Source organism: Nocardia sp. NBC_01730, from assembly GCF_035920445.1.
In the GTDB taxonomy this organism is placed as follows: Bacteria; Actinomycetota; Actinomycetes; order Mycobacteriales; family Mycobacteriaceae; genus Nocardia.
Genome location: NZ_CP109162.1, coordinates 1875958 through 1894854, shown reverse-complemented (window position 1 = coordinate 1894854; position 18897 = coordinate 1875958). Strand labels below are relative to the sequence as shown.

Here is an 18897-nt window from a genome sequence, read left to right as displayed (position 1 = left end):
TGCGGTTGGGAACATCCTGTATCGCCGATGAGTGTGTGAACCTCTAGCTCTTGCCCAGTTCGGCGCGCAATAATCGGCTGTATGGAGATCGGTGAGGGCTTGTGGCCGAAACGGTCCGCGGTCGAGAACACGTGGCCACAAGTCATTTCGGCATGTTCCGGTCGGTGAGGCCGGGCGCACCGAGGTCTAGATGACCTTAGCGGCGATCAGCAGGTTCCAGATCTCGCCCTGGTCGACGACCTCGACGCCGAGCTTCTCTGCCTTGGTCAACTTGCTCTCACCGACCCCAGCTCCGGTGATGAGCAGGTCGGTGTTCGCCGAGACCGAGGACGCCGCCGTCGCGCCCGCCTTCTCACACAGGCGTTGGAACGTCGGGCGGGCGACCTTCTCGCCGGAGCGCGGGTCACTGATAGCGCCGGTGATCACCACGGTCTTTCCTTCCAGGGGCGCGCCAGCCGCAATGACCGGGGGAAGGTCCTCCTCGCGCACGTCCAGACAGACGCCCGCCTCTCGTAGCCGTTCCAGTTCGGGGCGCAGGCGAGTGAGGTGCGTGACCAGGGAGGCGGCGACTTTCGGTCCGATATCCTCCACAGCCACGAGCCGTTCCTCGCCCGCGTCGGCGACCTCCTCCAGGGAGCCGAATCCCGCCCGGGCCAGGCGCGCGGCGGTGCCGTCGGAGGCCATCGGGATCGCCAGGCCGATCAGCGCGCGGCGCAGGCCGACGTGGCGGCTGGCATCGATCGAGTCGATCATGCGCGCGGCCGAGACCTCGCCTATGCGGTCGAACTCGAGCAGACGTTCCTTTGTCAGCGTGTAGAAGTCCGACGGGCGCTCCAGGACGCCCGCCTCGGCCAGGCGTTCGATCCACACCTGCCCGATGGCGTCGATGTCCGCCGCCGCCCGCGACGCCCAGTGGATGAGCCTGCGCACCGTCTGTGCGGGGCACGACACGTTGGTGCAGAACAGCTCCCGGCTGTTGCCGTTCTCGGTCACCGGCTGCTCGCACGAGGGGCAGGCGGCGGGCGGCACGATCTCGCGCTCCTCACCCGTGCGCTTGGAGGCGTCGAGCACACCCGCCACGAACGGGATCACGTCGCCTGCGCGGCGCACCAGCACCGTGTCACCGACCTTGATGTCGCGGGCGCGGATCACCTCTTGGTTGGCCAGCGTCGCCTTCGTGACCGTCGTGCCGCCCACGAACACCGGCTCCAGCCACGCGACCGGGACGATCTTGCCCGTCTTGCCGACGTCCCAGACCACGTCGGCCAGCAACGTGGTCTTCTCCTCGGCGGCGAACTTGAACGCCAGCGCGCCACGTGGGGAGTTCGACCGAGTCCCGGCCGCCGCGTAGGCATCGCGGTCAGCCAGCCGCAGCACCGCACCGTCGAGGTCGTAGTCCAGCTCGTTGCGACCTTGCTCGATCGCGGTGATCGCCACCTGCGCCTGCTCGGCGCCGGCGCAGAGCCGCATCTGCGCACCCGCGACTCCCAGTGCCTGCAGCCCCTGCTCCAGATCGACCGCAGCGCCGCCAGCAGAGGTATCCAAATCGAAGCCGAAGAACCGCAGGCGGCGCTCGGAGACTGTGGCCGGGTCCTTCGCCCGCAGCGTGCCCGCCGCGGCGTTGCGCGGATTGATCAGCGGCTTGTCCGGATGCGCCGTGTTGTAGGCGAGGAAGGTCGAGCGCAGCATCACCGCCTCGCCACGCACCTCCACCCGCCCCGGGACGTCGATCCGCTCGGGGACGCCATCGACCAACGCGCGGACCAGCACGGTCACGTCGTCACCGGTGGTGCCATCACCCCGGGTCACGGCCCGCACCAGCCGCCCGTCCTCGAAGACCAAGGCCAGAGACAAGCCGTCGAGCTTCGGCATCACCACCACCGGCTGGCCGGGGAAGCGGTCGAAGAACGCCGCGACCTGCTCAGGTTTGGTCGCCTTCTCGAGTGACAGCATTGGACGCGAGTGCCGGATCGGGGCATGCAGCACCGCGGGCGCGCCGACCTCCTCCAGCGGATTCGGGTCGGGCGTGAGGTCGGGGTGCGCCTCGATCAGGCCACGTAGCTCGTCCTCGATCGCGTCGTACTCGGCGTCCGCGACCAGCGGCGAGCCCTGGTAGTAGGCGTCGCGCAGCGCCACAATGCGATCCGCGAGCTCTTGGATTCGTTCCCCAGTTTCCACAGCACCCGACGCTACCGATACCCACCGACACCCACGTGGAACGACGACGCGTGGGATGTTCAATCCGCATCCTCGAGGTCTCTACGGTTGAAGATCCGCGCGGTTGCCGTCCTCGTCGCTGCGGGGCTTCCTCGAACTCGTAGACGGATCGTTGCGGTCCGACCGCCCGGCCGCACCACTGCCGGATAGGTCACCACGATAACCTTCGTGATCTCGCTGCCAACCCCGACTCCGGATCGATGATGTCGGCTTTCGATGGACCTGCCCAACCCTGGGTGGAGCTCGATCAGGTGGGTCTTGTCATATCGGCTATCGGACACCGTCGCGTATGGCTGGTGGCGCCTATTCCTTCTTCAGTCCATTCAAAGCTTGCCGGGCTTGGTTTTTGGCGATCGTGTCGAGCTCGTCCCGATTCACTGGGGGTTCGCCTTTTGCGCGCAGGACGGCGACTTCTACTCGCACCGAGATGTTGCTGTCGTGCACGCCCACGATGTAGGTCATTCCGTTGCTGGTGTCGGTGGTCGCGGTGTGCCAGTAGCCCTTGGTGCCGATTCCAGTGACCTCGCCGGAGGCCCGCCCCGCTCCGGTGGCGGCGGTGTCGGTCTGTTTCCAACGGTCGTAGGCGGGGGCGGCCTCTGCGCCGGTGAACTGGGCCTGGAGGCTGATTCCGGTTTCGTCGACGGTGGCGTCGTCGTCGACGGTCGAGGGGCTGGTATAGCGGATGGCGCAGTACAACGATCTACTTAGATAGAGTAATAAGGTAGCCTAAAATTCATGCCGGAGCTGATTGCTGAGGACGACCGTGCCGCCGTGACCACGCTGCGCGCGTCGATCATGCTGCTCGCCCGCCGCCTGCGCCATCAGCAGGTCGAGCATTCACTGAGCTCGGCCGAGATGCAGGTGCTCGGGACGCTCGCCCGCCATGGCCGAGCCACGCCCAGTGAGCTGGCCCGTAAGGAGTACGTCCAACCGCCGTCGATGACGAGGATCATCGCGCTGCTGGAGGACAAGGGCCTGGTCAGGCGCGGGCCGCATCCGGAGGACCGGCGGCAGGTGGTGGTAACCGCCACCGAGTCGGCAGCGGAGATCCTGGCCGAGAGTCGCCGGAAGCGCGATGCGTGGCTGGCGGAGTTGGCCCAGGGCCTCACCGAAGAAGAGTGGGCGTGTTTGCGCTCCGCCGCGCCGGTACTCGAGCGCCTCGCACAGTTATGAACCCGACCATACGTTCCGTATCGACCGACAGTACAAGGAGACACCACGCAGGGGAGACCGCAGTGACTTCGACAATCCGAACCCACGACCATGACAAGGACCTCTCCGGCACGAGAGACTACGACTGCTGCCGCGACCAGCCGGATGCCCAGCCGTCCGACCACAAGGTCGGTATGTTCGCCTCACTCGCCGTACGCAACTACCGCTACTACTTCGTCGGCCAGGTAGTTTCGAACACTGGCACCTGGATGCAGCGCATTGCCCAGGACTGGCTGGTCCTCAACCTCACTGGCAGCTCCTTCGCCGTCGGAATCACCACCGCCATGCAGTTTCTGCCGATGCTGTTTTTCGGCCTCTACGGCGGCGTGATCGCAGACCGCTTCCACAAGCGCCAGCTGCTGATTTTCACTCAGAGCAGCATGGGCCTGCTCGCCGCAGCGCTCGGGGTCCTGACGCTGACCGGGACGGTGCAGCTCTGGCATGTCTACCTGCTGGCCCTGCTGGTCGGGCTGGTCACGGTCGTGGACAACCCGACCCGGCAGACCTTCGTCGCGGAGATGGTCGGCCACAACCAGCTGCGCAACGCGGTGAGCCTCAACGCGGCGAACTTCCAGACCGCGCGGCTGATCGGGCCTGCGGTGGCCGGCGCGGTGATCGCGGCCGTGGGCTCGGGGTGGGCGTTCGTCATCAACGCTTGCTCCTTCGGCGCTGTGATCGGCGGTTTGCTGGCTGTGCGGACGTCGCAGCAGCGGCCGGTACCTCGGCTGTCCCGACAGAAGGGACAGCTGCGGGAGGGACTTCGGTACGTGAAAGCGCGTCCACAGCTGATCTGGCCGATCGCGCTGGTGGGCTTCATCGGGACATTCGGGTTCAACTTCCCCACCGTGCTGTCGGGATTTGCGTACCACGTTTTCCGTATCGACGCTGGACAGTACGGACTGCTCAACACCGCGCTGGCCGCCGGGTCGCTGGCGGGTGCACTGCTCGCGACACGGAAGTCGTGGGTGCGACTGCGGATGCTGGTGATGACCGCGGTCGGCTTCGGCGTTATGGAGGCGGTCACCGCGTTCGCACCGGAATACTGGCTGTTCGCTGCGATGTTGATCGTGGTGGGCATGCTCGGGGTCACCTTCAACACATCGAGCAACTCGATGGTGCAATTGGCCACCGACCCGACAATGCGGGGGCGGGTGATGTCCCTCTACATGATGGTCTTCACCGGCGGCACACCGATCGGCGGGCCCATAGTCGGCTGGGTCACCGAACAGTTCGGGCCACGAATCGGCCTGTTCGCCTGCGGCGCGATCTCCGCGACCGCAGCGGTCGCCGTCGCGTTGATCCTCGGCCGCGTCAGCGGCCAACGTCTGCGGCTCTCGCGCCGTGGCGTCTCCTTCATCCCTCGCGAGGACCCGGCCGCGGTGGCGTAGCACTTCCCTGCCCCCACATCGGTCGGCCGCGCGCGTCAATTCCCTGCGAAGTGGGTTAGGGGTCGGTACTGGTATCGGCCCGTATTCGAGTGGTCTGTATTCCTCCGGACTGCGCTGGTGACCTCCGACGTCGGTCATCGGCAATGATGCTGGTCGACGGGGCCGAGATCGGTTGGTATCGGCGGAAGGTGAACCAGCGTGTCCCACTGGCTGGGTGCGCCTGCTGAACGCCGCCCTGCGATGCCGAGTTCCGGAAGTTCGGGGTCGTTGCTCCTCATGCCGCTGAATGAACGGCGGTCGATTCAGTCGTTGAACACGCTGGTCAGGAACGCTCGAATTCCCGGGGCCAGGGTGTCTGCGAGGTCGTCCGCGGTGCGGATATCGGCAGTGAAGGTGTTCGGGGCGAGATGTCCGTTCGGCAGTATCCGCACCAGGTCCTGCGCCACGGAGGTAGGGTGCCGTTCGTCGATACCCGGGAATACCAGCGTGGGCGCGGCGATCGCGGCGAGTTCGGAGGAGTTGCGGAAGCTGCGGTCACGACCGATCGCGGCGGCCGCGGCGATACTCGCCGGATCACTGCGTGGGATCGCCTCTCGGACCAAGGTTTCGATCACCGGAGCCAGTGCTGGCAGAATCGGCGCCCACGCCGCTTCGATGCCGTCCGTAGCGACGGTGACCGCGAAGGCGTCCATCATCGCCGTTTCCGCTTGTTTCGCCTCGTCGTCCTCGATCTCCTCGACGCTGATCAGAATTCCGGCGTCGAATCGGTCGGGGTAGGCGAGCAGGGTGCGGGCGGCGATAGTCGACCCCATCCCGGTACCGCCGATCGCCGACCGGGCGATCCCGAGATGGTCGAGCAACGCCACCGCGTCCTCGGCGTACTGGGGCCAGGTGTGGCAGGCCGGGTCGGGACACAGCGACCGGCCGTAACCTCGGATATCGGGCAGGAGGATGCGATAGTCACCAGCCAGGCGGTGTCCCAGCGGCAACAAGCTGCGATGGTCGGGTCCACCGCCGTGCAGGAGGACAACCGTGCGAGCGCCGGTGCCGACCTCCGCCGCGAAAAGCGTTTGGCCGTCACGGCCAGGATAGCTGAACACGGGGTCTCCTTCATCACGCCGACAGCGACCGGTCGGCCCGCCGCCGATGATCAGCGTAAACACTCCACTGGAGCCGCGGCTTCCACTAATACGCCAAAGTGTGTCGCCAAACGGCCAACTCGACCTTCGCCGCGAATGCGTGGCACGACAGCCACGTACCACGTCGTAGACGCAGGCCACTGGCACGGATAACGGTCTATTATCCGTGCCAGCGTGAGAGCTGGCCTGCGGCGACACCTCCCGAGCTGAAACAGTCGCTGGCCAGTTCTGCGGAAACGCGTACGGCCCTGTGCCCCAATGTGTCACGCTGCCGACATGGCTTTCTTGCGGGCAGATCGCATGCGCGTGCTGGTGACCGTCAACCAGTTCGAGTCCCACTTCCGTGGACTGGTCACACTGGCCGACGCGATAAGCAGACATGGCCACGATGTCCGCGTTGCGGCACCCGAGAAGTGGGGCGCCTGGTTGCACAGCAACTACGGCGTCGAGACCTTAGACGTGGGAATACGGTGGGCCGACCGCGAGTTCGATGCAGCCATCTTCGGACGTCTGCTCGACCGGGACATAGACGCGTTCGACCGGATGTACATGACGGAGTTCCTCGGCGACCGGATCGCCCTGCGTGTCGCGGAAGACATACTGAACGTCTCCGAACAGTGGCGGCCCGATGTCGTCCTGCACGAGTGCTCGGAATTCGGCGGTTACCTGGCCGCGGAGGTGCTCGGAATTCCACACGTCACGGTGGATATCGGCCCGCTGCAGCTTGTGCGAAGCCTCCACGAAGACCTGATCCGGCCCGCTCTGACCACTCAGCGGGCCAAACTTGGGCTTCCGGAAGAACCGTCGACACCGGGAATCCTGCGGCATCTCACGGTCTCCCTGACGCCGGAAGAATTCAATAACGCCGATCTCGACACCCCACTGGTCCGTTACCGGCACGAACCACCGGTACGTCACAATGATCAACTGCTCCCGGACGTGTTCACGTCGATGCCTGGCGACAGACCGATCGTTTACCTCTCACTGGGCTCGATCGGACCCTTCTCGCCGCGGTTCAGGGATCGAATGGCCGAAATCTACGGGGAGGTCTTCGCGGCCTTGGCCGAGCTCCGGTGTACCGCGGTCGTCTCGCTGCCGTCGCTGTACCAAGACATATTCCGGTCGTTACCACCACACATCCATGTCCTGCCGTACGTCCCCCAGTCCCTCGTATTGGCGAACGTGGACCTGTTCATCACGCACGGTGGATTGAATTCGATGCGCGACACGATAACCTACGGTGTCCCGCACGTGGTACTTCCGTTCTTCGCCGATCATCCCGGAAATGCGCGACGCAGTGAAACCCTCGGCACCGGCCTCCACATCGATCCCATGACCGTCACCGCCTCGGATGTTTTCACCGCCTGCCGGCGGACCCTCGATGACCCCGCCTACCGGCAGGCCGCGCGAGCGCTCAAACGACATATGTGGGCACTGCCGCCACAATCTGCATTCGCCGACGACCTCGGAGATCTCGTTCTAGGTTCGCACCGGGAGAAATAGAATGAACGATAGAGACGATCTACTCACGAGAATCCGACGGTTCCACAATTCGCAAACCGAGCATCACTTCGTCGCGGGCGTTACCGAGATCCAATCATCCGGCGCCTGCCTCAATGACGACGACAGGGCCGCCGTCGTCGAGGCCGCGCTGGATATGCGTATCGCGGCGGGAATCCTGGCGCACCGATTCGAGAGCGAATTCGCCAGAAAAATCGGACTCCGCAAGGCGCGACTCACCAACTCCGGATCATCGGCGAACCTGCTCGCGGTAACCGCATTAACCGCCCCGGAGCTGGATGATACCCGGCTGCGCCCTGGGGATGAGGTGATTACGGCTGCAGCCGGATTCCCGACGACAGTCAACCCGATACTGCAAAACGGATTGAAACCGGTGTTCGTAGATATCGATTCCTCCACATACAACACGACACCGGAGGCCGTGGAGGCGGCAATCGGCCCGAGGACCCGTGCCGTCGTACTGGCACACACGCTCGGTAACCCGTTTCCTGTGGCAGAGATCTCCGCGTTGTGCGCCGAGCACGGCATGTTCCTGATCGAAGACAATTGCGATGCAGTCGGATCGACATACCGGTCACGCTTTACCGGCACCTTCGGCGACCTGGCTACCGTCAGCTTCTACCCGGCGCACCATTTGACCACAGGTGAGGGCGGATGCGTCCTGACCAACGACCTGACAACAGCTCGCGTCGTGAAGTCTCTGCGCGATTGGGGACGCGACTGCTGGTGCGAGCCGGGCGAAAGCAACAGATGCGGAAAGAGATTCAATCAACAGCTAGGTGGCCTTCCCCACGGATACGACCACAAGTACATCTATTCGCATATCGGCTACAACCTGAAGACAACAGATATCCAGGCTGCGCTCGGGCTCTCCCAGCTGGCCAGACTGGACGATTTCTGCGCCCGCCGACGTCATAACTGGCGTCGGCTTCGCGAAGGCCTGGACGGGATCGACCATCTCCGCCTGCCGGAACCAACCCCCGACAGCGATCCGAGCTGGTTCGGATTTGCCCTGACGGTGCTGCCGGACGCGCCTTTCGGCCGTATCGACATCGTCAACTTCCTCGAAGGCCGCAAAATAGCGACCCGTGGCCTCTTCGCCGGAAATCTCCTCCGCCATCCGGCGTACTCGAACATCGAGTGCCGTATTTCCGGAAGCTTGGCGGCCAGCGACTACGTCGCCGACAACACCTTCTGGGTCGGCGTGTATCCGGGCATAACCGACGAGATGACCGACTACATGGTCGCCTCGGTCCGGGAGTACGTTTCCGGCTACCGACGCTCCCATGTCCGGCTCGTGGAGACCTCGCCCGAGGACAAGCGGTGAACAGGCTGGTGGTCACCGGTGCGGACGGACTGCTCGGCAGCGGGATAACGAGGGCGACGAGCCCATTTCGTCGTGGCGATCGACAGGTGCTCGGGTTCGGATCGAAAGAACTCGACATCACCGATGCAACGGCGCTGAACGACACCGTCGGCCCCGGCGATGTGGTCATCAATTGCGCGGCGTACACCGGCGTAGACGCCGCCGAGACCGAAGCCGATAGGGCGTTCGCGGTCAACGGGGTCGGCCCGGGACTGCTGGCCCGAGCCTGCGCGAACAAGGGAGCGCGACTGCTGCACATCTCGACCGCGTACGTCTTCGACGGGTCGGCGTCGCGTCCATGGGAGACCTGGTCACCGACCGCCCCGTTGAGCGTGTACGGAAGATCCAAGTTGGCAGGGGAGGAGGCCGCCCGAGTAGCGTTGCCCGATGCGCGGATCGTCCGCACCATGTGGCTGTACTCGGGGACCGACCGGGATTTCCCGGCCGCACTCGTGCGGAGATGCTCCCGGGGCGAGCGCGTCGCGGTCGTCACCGACCAGATCGCGTCCCCAACCTACGTCAACGATCTCGTATCCGCTCTGTTCGACCTCGTCGCGCATCCGAATCCACCGCGCCTCCTCCACGCGACCGGAGGCGGCGCCGCATCCAAATACCGATTCGCTCGTGCGATTATCGAAGCGGCGGGACTCGATGCGGACCTGTTACGGCCCTGCCGGACATCGGATTTCCGAGATGCCGCAACCCGGCCCCGGAATGCTGTTCTGTCGAATTCATCGTGGATCGACTGCGGCCTTACGCCGCTACCACACTGGCGTGACGGACTGCGTCGCGCTGTCAGGGCTCCAGTTCGGGACATCCGGCCGTGAACGGAGCGAACTGATGACACAGCGCGCGATGTCCGCGTACCTACGGCTGCGCCTGATTTCGGCCCACGCCGGAATCCGGCGTGGGCCGGCGCATCGCAACCGCGTGTTCAGCTCAGCGCGTGTAGCGCCCCGGGCAACTCTCCGGTACGCACCATAGCCAGGCGCTGAGTGGCCCGGATGAGGGCGACGTAGAGATCGTTGAGAGGTCGCATCACGCGACGGCGGTCCCCTCGAGCTCGACCATCAGGCCAGGGATCGCCAGCCGTGTCACCCCGAGCATCGTCGTGGTCGGTGCCACCCCGGCGGCACCCAACCGCGACGCCAGCACGCCGTAGTGCTGGAAAAGCAGATCGACGTCGGTGGTGTAGACGTTGAGCCGGACGAGGCCCGCGAGGGACATGTCGGCCTCGCTGAGAATGGCCTCCAGATTGTCGACGGGCTCGATCCCGTCGCCGGGGCCACATCAGACCGACTGATCTGGGGCCGATCATCTCGTCTAGTCCAGCCTCCGACACGACCCGTCTGCCGGTCTGATGGAGTACCGGAGGGCAACGACGGCGTGGCGCCGCCATCCGTCTCCTCTGCTGGCAGACACGCGGCCTGGCACAGCCGATACGGTGAGACGAAGTCGCCACGTCGGGCCATGATCATTGCCAGGCGTGGCGAAGTCGGTGTTGCGCGAGGACACTGAAGGCGTTGCGTCGAATTCGTCCCCAGGAGCAATGTGATGGCACCTGACAGGCCTTTCGAGATCGATCCGGAGGAAGTCGAACGCGCGTTGCGGGAGATGGGGATCGAATTCCGCGACCTTCTCGGAAAGGCTGGCGACTACATCGATCGCGCAAGCGTGAGTACGCTGGCGTCGCTGCTCGGTCAGTTTGTTCAGCCGGAGCGTACGCGGCCGCCGAAGCCGGAGGGCGAGACCATCGGCGAGACCGGCAGTGGGGTGTGGGTCATCTACAGCATCGACGACGCTGGCGAGGCCAGAGTCGAGCAGGTTTTTCCGAGCGAGCTCGAGGCCTTGCGTGCGCATCGCGACAATACCGATGAACACCGTCGCGTGCGGTTCCTGCCCTACGGCGTCCCCGCAACTGCGCTGGGCACACCCTGACACAGGCTGCGGTTGCTCGCCTCTTGGGCTGATCGGATCTCGGCATCGGGTACCGCCGAGTGGGAGTGCAATCAGCTGACAGCGCGCGAGTTCGCAGTCGAGTATTGTTCGCGGCTCACGCACAAACCAGCAATTTTTGCATCGAAGAACTCGAACGCCGCGTCGCCGCCGGCGCTGCAACGGGTGCGGCGGCCGATCCGTGGCTCTTTTCGACGCGCGGCTCGTCTGTCGCTGGCTCGGGTGGAGTGGGGGAGGGTCGCGCACGCGTCGCAGATTATTGCAGTAGGGAGAGCGAGTTCTGATGGAAGCGACGGGCGATAGGGAGAAACTTTCGGGGGCGCAGTCGGCCATCCCATCGAAGATGAAAAACATGACCTTACGGACATATGTGCATCTACTAATGAGTATCCCCTACCTCGAAGCGCACCTTCACACCACGCCCAAAAAGACTGCTCTGAAACGAACAAGCATTGACGGCGGAAGTCCTTCCGACAGGCGACGTCGTTGGTTGGCGTCGGCCCCGGAAGGAGAACTTCGAGGCAGGCCTGTAATGGGCCACGATCCCGCGGCAACAGGGTCGGGCAGGCTTCTGATCAAGACACCGAAGCAGACCGGGCTGGCGTCGCCGAAACAACCAGTGGACAGATCCCGGCGAGGCAAAGCGATTCACGAGTCACACCGGATGTCGCCCGGGCCGGCAAGACCTCATCTCTAGGGAGCCGAACGTTCGGCACGGTCCTCGCTGAACAGAGAGAGCAAGCGCAAACTGTCAACTGCACTGCAGTTCACGCTACTATCGGTATATGTCGGCGCTGGACGGATTGGTGATTCACCGCGTCACCGCAGCACAGCAGGTGGCCGACGGGCTGTCTGGACTTATCCTCTCTGGTCGGATCAAGCCGGGCAGCCGTCTGCGCGAGAGCGCTATCGCGACTGAGCTCGGCGTTGCTCGCAACACTGTCCGCGAGGCGGTGCGACTCCTCGAGATGGGCGGCCTCGTGCGTTACGAGGTCAATCGTGGAGCGATCGTCATCGCGCCGACCATCGAGGCGGTCGATGCCCTGTACGCAGCTCGCGCGGCGCTCGAGGTCGCAGCAGTCGCCACAAAGCCGAGCGATGCTGCGCTGCAGATGCTGCGGGCCTCGTTCGACCGCTTGCGCGCCGCCGCCGAAACGCATGATGCAAATCAGATCGTCAAAGTTGATTTAGAGTTTCACCTCGCGATTGTGGCGATGCTGAATAGCACACGAATCGACGAGTTCTATCGCGAACTGACCCGAGAACTCCATTATTACTTAGCAGTTCTCTCCGTGGAAGACCGTGAGTACGATCGCCCTGAGGTGATCGTGAATGCACATCAGGACATTTTGTCAGCAATCGAGTCAGGTGATCCCGAGCGTGCAGCCAGAGAGGTTGAAACACACATCGAGCAAAATGCAGCACGAGTGCGTGAGATAATCAGGAAGCGTGCCGGAACATAGCGGTTTCCGCTTCTGGCGTTGAGCGTGGCTGCCGTCATTGCAACAGTTTCGTCTAGAGTTGGCGGCCGTCGGCTTCTTTGGGCACGATGCGGTGAGAGCCTTGGCGCCGCGGCCGAGTGCGTCATCGGCGAGGTGCTGGACCTTGTTGCGCCCGGCGGCGTCGATCAGGGGGCCGACCTGTCTGTCGGGCTCGAGGCCGTTGCCGACCGTCAACGCGGCCAAGCGGACGGCGAGACGTTCGGAGAAGGTGTCGGCGATGCTGCGGTGGACGTAGAGCCGGTTCGCGGCGGTGCACGCCTCGCCCATGTTGCGCATCTTCGCCGCGATCGCACCCTCGGATGAACACGCAGGGGCCGACCGGTTCACGGGTGACGATGATCCGGTTCGTGCCGTCGCCGGTGGTGGTGTGGTCACCGGAGATGCGGACAGCCTCCTCGGAGAACCAGCGCAGGGATTCAGCGGCGTAGGCGACCTCGCCGTTTGCTTCGGCAAGCGGCTTGCCCATCTCGGACGTCCTGATTTTCGCGATCCGGTCCTGGCGCTGCATGACCAGGTCGAAGGCGCGGCGCGGGATCTCGCTGCGGGTCCTGGGAGCGGTTCGCGCCCAGGATATCTGGGCGTCCACGGCTGCTGCGAGGGCGGCGTCTGCGGGCCGCCGTCCGCGATCACCGCAAGCGTCTCACCGGTGGCCGGGTTCTCGACCGCGAACGCCTTTCCGTCGGCGGCGTCGCGCCAGGTTCCGTCGATCAGCAGGCCAGCGGGGACCTGCAGCGCCCGACGGCGGGGGCGAACGCTGTCGCTGTGGTCGTGTCAGTGAGTCTCCTTGCTGTGATCGGGGTCGAGAAGTTGTGCGAGATGTACCGATGCGTCCGGCGATGGGTTGGCGGTGAGCTGACGCACTTGGATGTGGCAGCTGAAACCATCGGTGAGGACAAGCGTTCCGGCGGCGTCGCGCAACGCGGGGGCGAGGGCCTGCTCAGCGACGGCCATGCTGGTTTCGTAGTGGTTTCGCTCGAAGCCGAAATTGCCCGCAACGCCACAGCACCCGGTGGCCTCGCGAACAGTGCTGACACCGACCGCCTTCAGAGCGCGGCGCTGGGTCTCGGCACCGAATACGGCGTATTCGTGGCAGTGGGTCTGCACAGTCACCGCGTCCGGGATGGAATGCTTTGGCGCCCAGCCGTCTCGCGCCTGTGCGGCGACCTGCTCGGCGAAGCTGCGGACCCGGGCGGCGACGCGGCGTGCGGCGACGGTGTGCACGAGTTCTGGCAGGTCTTTGCGGAGTGCGGCGGCGCAACTCGGTTCGGTGACGACGATCGGCCGGTCGGTGCCGTCGTCGAGTGCCCGGGTGGTCCGCTCGAGCTGCTTCTTCGCTTGCGACAGTTGCCCGGTCGAGATCCAGGTCAGACCGCAGCACAGGTCGGCGCGGATTTCGGTGCGGTGGCCGGCATCCTCGACGACGCGCCGGGCTGCGGCCGCGACCTCGGGGCGGAAGCCTTTGGTGAAGCTGTCGACGATCAGGACGATGTCGCTGTCGGCTGGTGCGGTTCCGTTGGAGCCGAGTAATTTGCGCAGTCGGCGGCGGGAAGTGAACGGGGGGAGTTCGCGTTCGGTGGTGAGCCCTCCCATGCCCAGGATCAGGGACTTCATCGGTGTGGCCAACGCCGCGTTCACGATCGGTGCCATCCGTGAGGTCAGTTTCAGCCATCGCGGCAGCCAGCCGAGCGAGTAGTGGGCCATCGGGCGGAGCCGACCAGTGTAATAGTGGTCGAAGAATTCGGACTTGTAGGTGGCCATGTCCACCCCGGTGGGGCAGTCGGTCGAGCACGCCTTGCACGACAGACAGAGGTCAAGTGCGTCGCGAACGTCCTGCGAAGCCCAGCCTTCGTCGGCGGTACGAGCGCCGCGCACCATGTCCTGTAGCACGCGGGCGCGGCCGCGGGTGGAGTCCTTCTCGTCACCAGTGGCCCGGTAGCTCGGGCACATCACCCCACCGGAGTGTGAACGGCAGCGTCCGACACCGATGCACCGTTGCACGGCTTCGCCGTAGGCGCCGGTTCCGTTGCCGCCTTCGTGCAGGGTGAAGCTGGTCTGCCAGGGTAGGGCGGGAACGGCTGCGAGAGCGAGGTTGTCGGTGATGGCGGGCGGGTCGACGATGATCTCGGGGTTGAGTACACCGTCCGGGTCGAAGATCTGCTTGAACCGGGAGAACGACCGCATCACCGCGGGTGAGTACATTTCCGACAGCAGTGCCGAGCGGGCGCGGCCGTCACCGTGCTCGCCGGACAGCGTCCCCCCGTGCCGGACGACCAGCCGAGCGGCGGCGCGCAGGAACCGGGACATGACCTCGCGTCCCTCGTCGGTCCGCTGATCGAACGTGATCCGGATATGCATGCAGCCGGCGCCGAAGTGCCCGTACATCACGCCGATCAGGTCGAAATCGGCGAGCAGATCTCGGAATTCGGCCAGGTAGTCTGCGAGCTTTTCCGGGGCGACTGCGGAGTCTTCCCAACCGGGCCAGGAAGTCACGCTGCCGTCTCCGTTGGGGTTCTCGAGCCGGGACGAGAGGCCGGCGCCGTCCTCACGGACCCGCCAAAGCTTCTTGCGGGCAACCGGGTCGCGCACCTCGCGGCCGTCGAGGACCCGCCCGTGGTCGCGCAGTTCGCGCAGCAGTTGCTGCCCGCGGGTGGAGATGGAGTCGATGTCGCCGCCGTCGAGGTCGACGTAGAGCCAGGCATGCCCCGCGGGGAGGTCGGCGACGGACTCGGTGCCGCGGCGGGTCCGCATCGTATCGACGATCTGTTCATCGATGCCTTCGACCGCGGCGGGCGAGTAGCGCAGGATCGTTTCGATGTCGCGGGCGGCGTCGACGACGTCGTCGTAACCGAGGATGAGCAGCAACGCCGAGGGCGGCACCTCGACGAGTTCGACAGTCGCGGCGACCACGATCGCGCAAGCTCCCTCGCTACCGACCAGCGCGCGGGCGACATCGAACCCGTTCTCCGGCAGAAGGTGTGCAAGGTGAAAGCCGGACACCTGTCGGGGAATCCGCCCGAGCTCGAGCCGAAACTCCGACATGTGCTCGCGGGTCAGCGCCCTCAGCTCGGTCTCGATCTGGACAGCGCGGTCGACGGCGTGGATGTCGTCGGAGTCGGTGGCCTGGATGCCGGAGCGGGTGGCGGTCAGCCTGATGCCGTCCGCGAGGACCAGGTCGAGGGACACAATGTGGTCGGCGGTGCGACCGTACCGGACCGAGTGATTGCCGCAGGCGTCGTTCGCGACCGCTCCGCCGATGGTTGCACGGGTTTTGCTCGACGGATCCGGGGCGAACGTCAAATGCCCGTCGGTGGCTGCCTCGACCGCGTCGGCCAGCTCGGACAGAATGACACCCGGTTCGACGACTGCGGTCCGCGTCTGCGGGTTGATCGAGACGATAGCGTTCATGTAGCGGGAGAAGTCGATAACGAGACCTGCGCCGATGGCGTTACCAGCCATAGATGTACCGCCACCGCGGGCCGTCACGGGAATCCCGGCGTCGCGGCATCGGGCCACGACCTCGTTGACTTCGGCGGGGGTCCGGGGAAACACCACCCCTTTGGGGACTATGCGGTAGTTCGACGCGTCGTAGCTGTACTCGGCGAGACGCCTTGTAGCGGTGTCGATTTCCACCGAACAGGAGTGAAGCAGGTCGGTGACGTCGATATCGGTGCTCTTGGCGGTCACGAGTTCCTCGATTCGGGCGAGCAGGGCCTGCTGGTCAGCTGTTTGGTCGCGGTGGCGGCGAATTCGGCGCCGTAGGAGTAACCGAGCTGCGCGCAGAACAGACAGGAAAGGGCATCCAAGTAGCGGCGACCACGGGTGTCGTAGACGTAGGCACCTTCGGCCCGCTCCGTCACCAGGACCTCGCCGCCATCGCGGAGTTCGGCGTGCTGGCCGAAATGCAGCAGCAGATGATCACACACCCCCGACTGGTATCGGTCGTGCGAGGCCAGGGTAGTCGGGACGGTCATCGGATCTCCAAGTCGTGACGAGGACGTCTTGATAGCGAAAAGCCGCGCGGGTATGCGGGCTTATGGGACTGCTGTATCAGGCCGGTCGGGTTCTCTAACTATGCACCGGACTGAACTTCTGTACAACAGTACTACCGTTGATCTGCTCTGCATTATGCATCCCTCTCAAAATGAGCCGTGCCATCGGATACCGATGGTGAGTGCCTGTAAACCTCCCGAACTCACCCTTCAGCTGCGGAATGTCTCGGCCGCTCAGTGGGGTCGGCCGATTCTGCGTTCCGTCGACCTCGATATTCGATGAGGTGAGTCACTGGCGCTGATCGGCATCATCGGCATCATCGGCGTGGGAGAGTCGACGACAGAGTGCTGCGTCGCCGAGCTGATCTCGTACGGGAACGGTGACGTTCTGGTCGATTGTGAACGATTGTTGTTGTTGCGCAAGCGATCCAGCGAGCAGGTTGCTCGCGTCCAGTGCGTGTGGCAGGGGTTGGCGTCCTCCTTTGATCCACGGTGCAGGGTCGTCGATCAGGTCGCGGCGAGCGGTGTCCGGCGGCGACTCGACCTGGTGACCGCACGGGCCTCAGCTGTGGCGACGCTTACTCGCGGTGCATCGAAGCCCTGCGCAGCGGTTCGGTCGACGCGGTGACCACCGACGACATCATCCTCGCCGGTTTCGCCGGGCAGGCGTCAGGCGAACTGAAGCTGGTCGGCAACACGTTCACCAGAGAGAAGTACGGCATCGGCCTGAAGAAGGGCGATCAGCAGACTCGTGCCAAGATCAACGATGCGATCGAGGAAATGATCGCCGACGGTTCTTGGCAGAAGGCGTTCGAGGAAACGATCGGTCCGCTCCGCGACTCGACGCTGACCCCGCCCACGGTCGACCGGTACTGATCGGACCCCACCGATCCCAACGCTGGCGCAAACCATCCAAGTTCGATCTCCGACGCGACGATCTGCATCCCCTTTTGATATCGCCTGTCTTGTCCACTACGAGCATGGTATCGACATCGCCCACATAATGGCGCGTGACCAATGGGCATTTCGGACCGGCCTGGGTCGAGTCGTTGGTCATGCGCGTCGCGGCACAAGCGGCTCAAACCGATGATCCTACGAGTCCCGTTCAGCGCGGATTCTGGCGGGTCGCCGGGTCGGTCTCGGCGCGCCACCGCGCCAGGGCCTCCGTCGATGGCCGGGCGTACCGGGCCAGGCTGCGCCGACGAGTGGGTCGACATCTTCATCAGCATTGGCGTCGTTTGAAGCACGGAGAACGCCCTATTGACAGTTCTATGAATCGGACGTCTTCATCATGCCCAGTATTCTTGGTTGCCATTGGTAAAACCAACTGAATTTGTAGGACTCTCCCTGGGGCGACGAGGTGGCGGAATAGGTGAATCGACGGTCGGTGGTGCTGAACGGAACTTTGTCGACGAGTTGCTCGAAGCGCGGGCCGATCCGGACTGGGAGCGTCGTCGGGTCCGGTGTGATCACGGGGAAGCAGAGGCGCTCGATCCGAGGAGATTCCCAGCTGATGGTGGCGTATATATCGAATGCTTTCTCGGTGAGTGAGAGGAATTGATCGCTCGGGTCCGGAAGCCCGGCGTCTCGGTGCAGCGACACGATGGCGCGAGGTTCGAAGCAATCGGCCGGCAGTCCAGGGAAATACACGTTCATCGTCTTGTTGTGGTAGTCGATGCCGAGCAAGCCGACTTTGTCCTCCAAGCCGTGACGTGCGAACATGCGGGCGTGGTCGGCGAGACCACGTGGCATGGACGGGAGTGCGGCAAGCTCCGATACCTTTTGCACGCCATCGGCAGGAAAGAACGGCCATATTTTTTTGAAGCCGCCGACTACACCGATGTCGATCCCGTAACTGTCGATGGGGCACTGTTTCCGGACCTGGTCCAGCAGAGCGCCAACCGGATGATCGGTCTCGGGAATCAGCTTGTTGGAAAGAGCGATGTTGTAAGGGTCGACGTCTCTCGGCAGCGTCAAAAAACGGTAGTCGAGATCTCCCGAGCGGCGGGCGTCGGTGACCACTCTGAAAGAGATCACGGAATGTGTGAGCATCGTGCCGTATGCGGTTAGGGTGGGCCAGACAGTGTCTCGCGCGCAGGGGACGTTCAACAGCCGCGCGGATTTCTCAATGGCCGCATAGAGATCGTCCAGCTCGGATCCGGTGGTAGTGAACATGCGTCCTTCCAGGGACGAGTGCTACGAACAACATCGCGGTCTCGCCAATCCCACTCTGCCAGACTGCAAGTCGTGTCCGGCAGAGTCGAATGCGGAACGCACACAGCACTCTACGCTGCGACGTACCGTTGGCTTTATGGTGTCGGTCGTGGCCCGGCGGATCGGCCGGTCGGACCGCGCGCGCGAGATAGCCGCCTTCCGTGCGAGATTCGTAGATCAGCGTAGATCAGCGTAGATCAGCGCGGACACCACCCGCAGCAACGAAGCTCGTGTCCGCACCGATCGACCACTTCGACAGCGCACTCCTCACCCGTATTTCCTCGGAGCCGAGACCGATGACCGCAGTGATTGCAGAAGCCATGGCTGACCACCGTTCCAGGCGGGCGACTACACGTTTCAACAGCGACTCATCGCGCTTATCGATGCCGGGGT

Annotated in this window: 13 protein-coding genes and 3 pseudogenes; 8 read left to right on the top strand and 8 right to left on the bottom strand. The window is 64.4% G+C overall.

Features of this window, described 5'->3' with window-relative positions; translation table 11 throughout:
• Positions 1-186: 186 nt before the first annotated feature.
• Positions 187-2178, bottom strand: a complete 1992-nt coding sequence (gene ligA, locus OHB12_RS07825) for an NAD-dependent DNA ligase LigA (RefSeq protein ID WP_327117547.1) — start codon at positions 2176-2178, stop codon at positions 187-189.
• A 342-nt stretch (positions 2179-2520) separates the two neighbouring features.
• Positions 2521-2913 (bottom strand): hypothetical protein, encoded by a 393-nt coding sequence (locus tag OHB12_RS07820; RefSeq protein WP_327117545.1) that lies wholly within the window; start codon positions 2911-2913, stop codon positions 2521-2523.
• Positions 2914-2952: 39 nt separating this feature from the next.
• Here OHB12_RS07820 and OHB12_RS07815 point away from each other — a divergent pair, with 39 nt between their 5' ends.
• Both OHB12_RS07815 and OHB12_RS07810 read left to right on the top strand, forming a co-directional pair.
• On the top strand, positions 2953-3390 hold the full coding sequence (locus tag OHB12_RS07815; protein WP_327117542.1) for a MarR family winged helix-turn-helix transcriptional regulator: 438 nt from the start codon (positions 2953-2955) through the stop codon (positions 3388-3390).
• 62 nt (positions 3391-3452) lie between these two features.
• Positions 3453-4817 carry an MFS transporter gene (locus OHB12_RS07810; protein ID WP_327117540.1) on the top strand — a complete coding sequence of 455 codons (1365 nt, stop codon included), beginning with the start codon at positions 3453-3455 and terminating at the stop codon, positions 4815-4817.
• A gap of 302 nt (positions 4818-5119) precedes the next feature.
• Here the strand turns inward: OHB12_RS07810 and OHB12_RS07805 are convergent, their stop codons facing one another.
• Entirely contained in the window at positions 5120-5917 is a 798-nt protein-coding gene (locus OHB12_RS07805) for an alpha/beta fold hydrolase (protein ID WP_327117538.1), read from the bottom strand.
• A gap of 315 nt (positions 5918-6232) precedes the next feature.
• Here OHB12_RS07805 and OHB12_RS07800 point away from each other — a divergent pair, with 315 nt between their 5' ends.
• The 3 genes from OHB12_RS07800 to rfbD are packed head-to-tail and all read left to right on the top strand — an operon-like array spanning position 6233 to position 9670.
• The gene (locus OHB12_RS07800) at positions 6233-7459 is read left to right on the top strand and encodes a glycosyltransferase (protein ID WP_327117536.1); all 1227 of its coding nucleotides are present in this window, start codon (positions 6233-6235) and stop codon (positions 7457-7459) included.
• Position 7460: 1 nt separating this feature from the next.
• Positions 7461-8804: a lipopolysaccharide biosynthesis protein RfbH gene (rfbH, locus tag OHB12_RS07795; RefSeq protein WP_327117534.1), complete on the top strand. Its 1344-nt coding sequence runs from the start codon at positions 7461-7463 to the stop codon at positions 8802-8804.
• The gene (gene rfbD, locus OHB12_RS07790) at positions 8801-9670 is read left to right on the top strand and encodes a dTDP-4-dehydrorhamnose reductase (protein ID WP_327117533.1); all 870 of its coding nucleotides are present in this window, start codon (positions 8801-8803) and stop codon (positions 9668-9670) included. Before rfbH ends, rfbD begins: the two co-directional genes overlap by 4 nt.
• A gap of 211 nt (positions 9671-9881) precedes the next feature.
• On the opposite strand, the pseudogene OHB12_RS07785 reads toward rfbD, so the two are convergent.
• A pseudogene (locus OHB12_RS07785) lies at positions 9882-10106 on the bottom strand (RidA family protein); the annotation flags it as partial.
• Positions 10107-10397: 291 nt separating this feature from the next.
• Here OHB12_RS07785 and OHB12_RS07780 point away from each other — a divergent pair.
• Together OHB12_RS07780 and OHB12_RS07775 are read left to right on the top strand one after the other, a co-directional pair.
• Positions 10398-10781: a hypothetical protein gene (locus OHB12_RS07780; RefSeq protein WP_327117532.1), complete on the top strand. Its 384-nt coding sequence runs from the start codon at positions 10398-10400 to the stop codon at positions 10779-10781.
• A gap of 803 nt (positions 10782-11584) precedes the next feature.
• Entirely contained in the window at positions 11585-12262 is a 678-nt protein-coding gene (locus OHB12_RS07775; protein ID WP_327117531.1) for a GntR family transcriptional regulator, read from the top strand.
• Between the two features lie 90 nt (positions 12263-12352).
• Here OHB12_RS07775 and OHB12_RS07770 read toward each other — a convergent pair.
• The 3 genes and pseudogenes from OHB12_RS07770 to OHB12_RS07760 form a co-directional block, all read right to left on the bottom strand.
• Positions 12353-13095, bottom strand: a pseudogene (locus OHB12_RS07770) (aldehyde dehydrogenase family protein); the annotation flags it as partial.
• Positions 13073-15985, bottom strand: a complete 2913-nt coding sequence (locus tag OHB12_RS07765) for an FAD-binding and (Fe-S)-binding domain-containing protein (RefSeq protein ID WP_327117529.1) — start codon at positions 15983-15985, stop codon at positions 13073-13075. The gene OHB12_RS07765 and the pseudogene OHB12_RS07770, both read right to left, overlap by 23 nt.
• On the bottom strand, positions 15982-16272 hold the full coding sequence (locus tag OHB12_RS07760; protein WP_327117527.1) for a hypothetical protein: 291 nt from the start codon (positions 16270-16272) through the stop codon (positions 15982-15984). The genes OHB12_RS07765 and OHB12_RS07760 overlap by 4 nt, the downstream gene beginning before the upstream one ends.
• Positions 16273-16863: 591 nt before the next feature.
• Between OHB12_RS07760 and OHB12_RS07755 the strand changes: the two are divergent.
• A pseudogene (locus OHB12_RS07755) lies at positions 16864-17166 on the top strand (glutamate-binding protein); the annotation flags it as partial.
• Positions 17167-17559: 393 nt separating this feature from the next.
• Here the strand turns inward: OHB12_RS07755 and OHB12_RS07750 are convergent.
• Positions 17560-18465: an aromatic prenyltransferase gene (locus OHB12_RS07750; protein ID WP_327117525.1), complete on the bottom strand. Its 906-nt coding sequence runs from the start codon at positions 18463-18465 to the stop codon at positions 17560-17562.
• Positions 18466-18897: the final 432 nt, after the last annotated feature.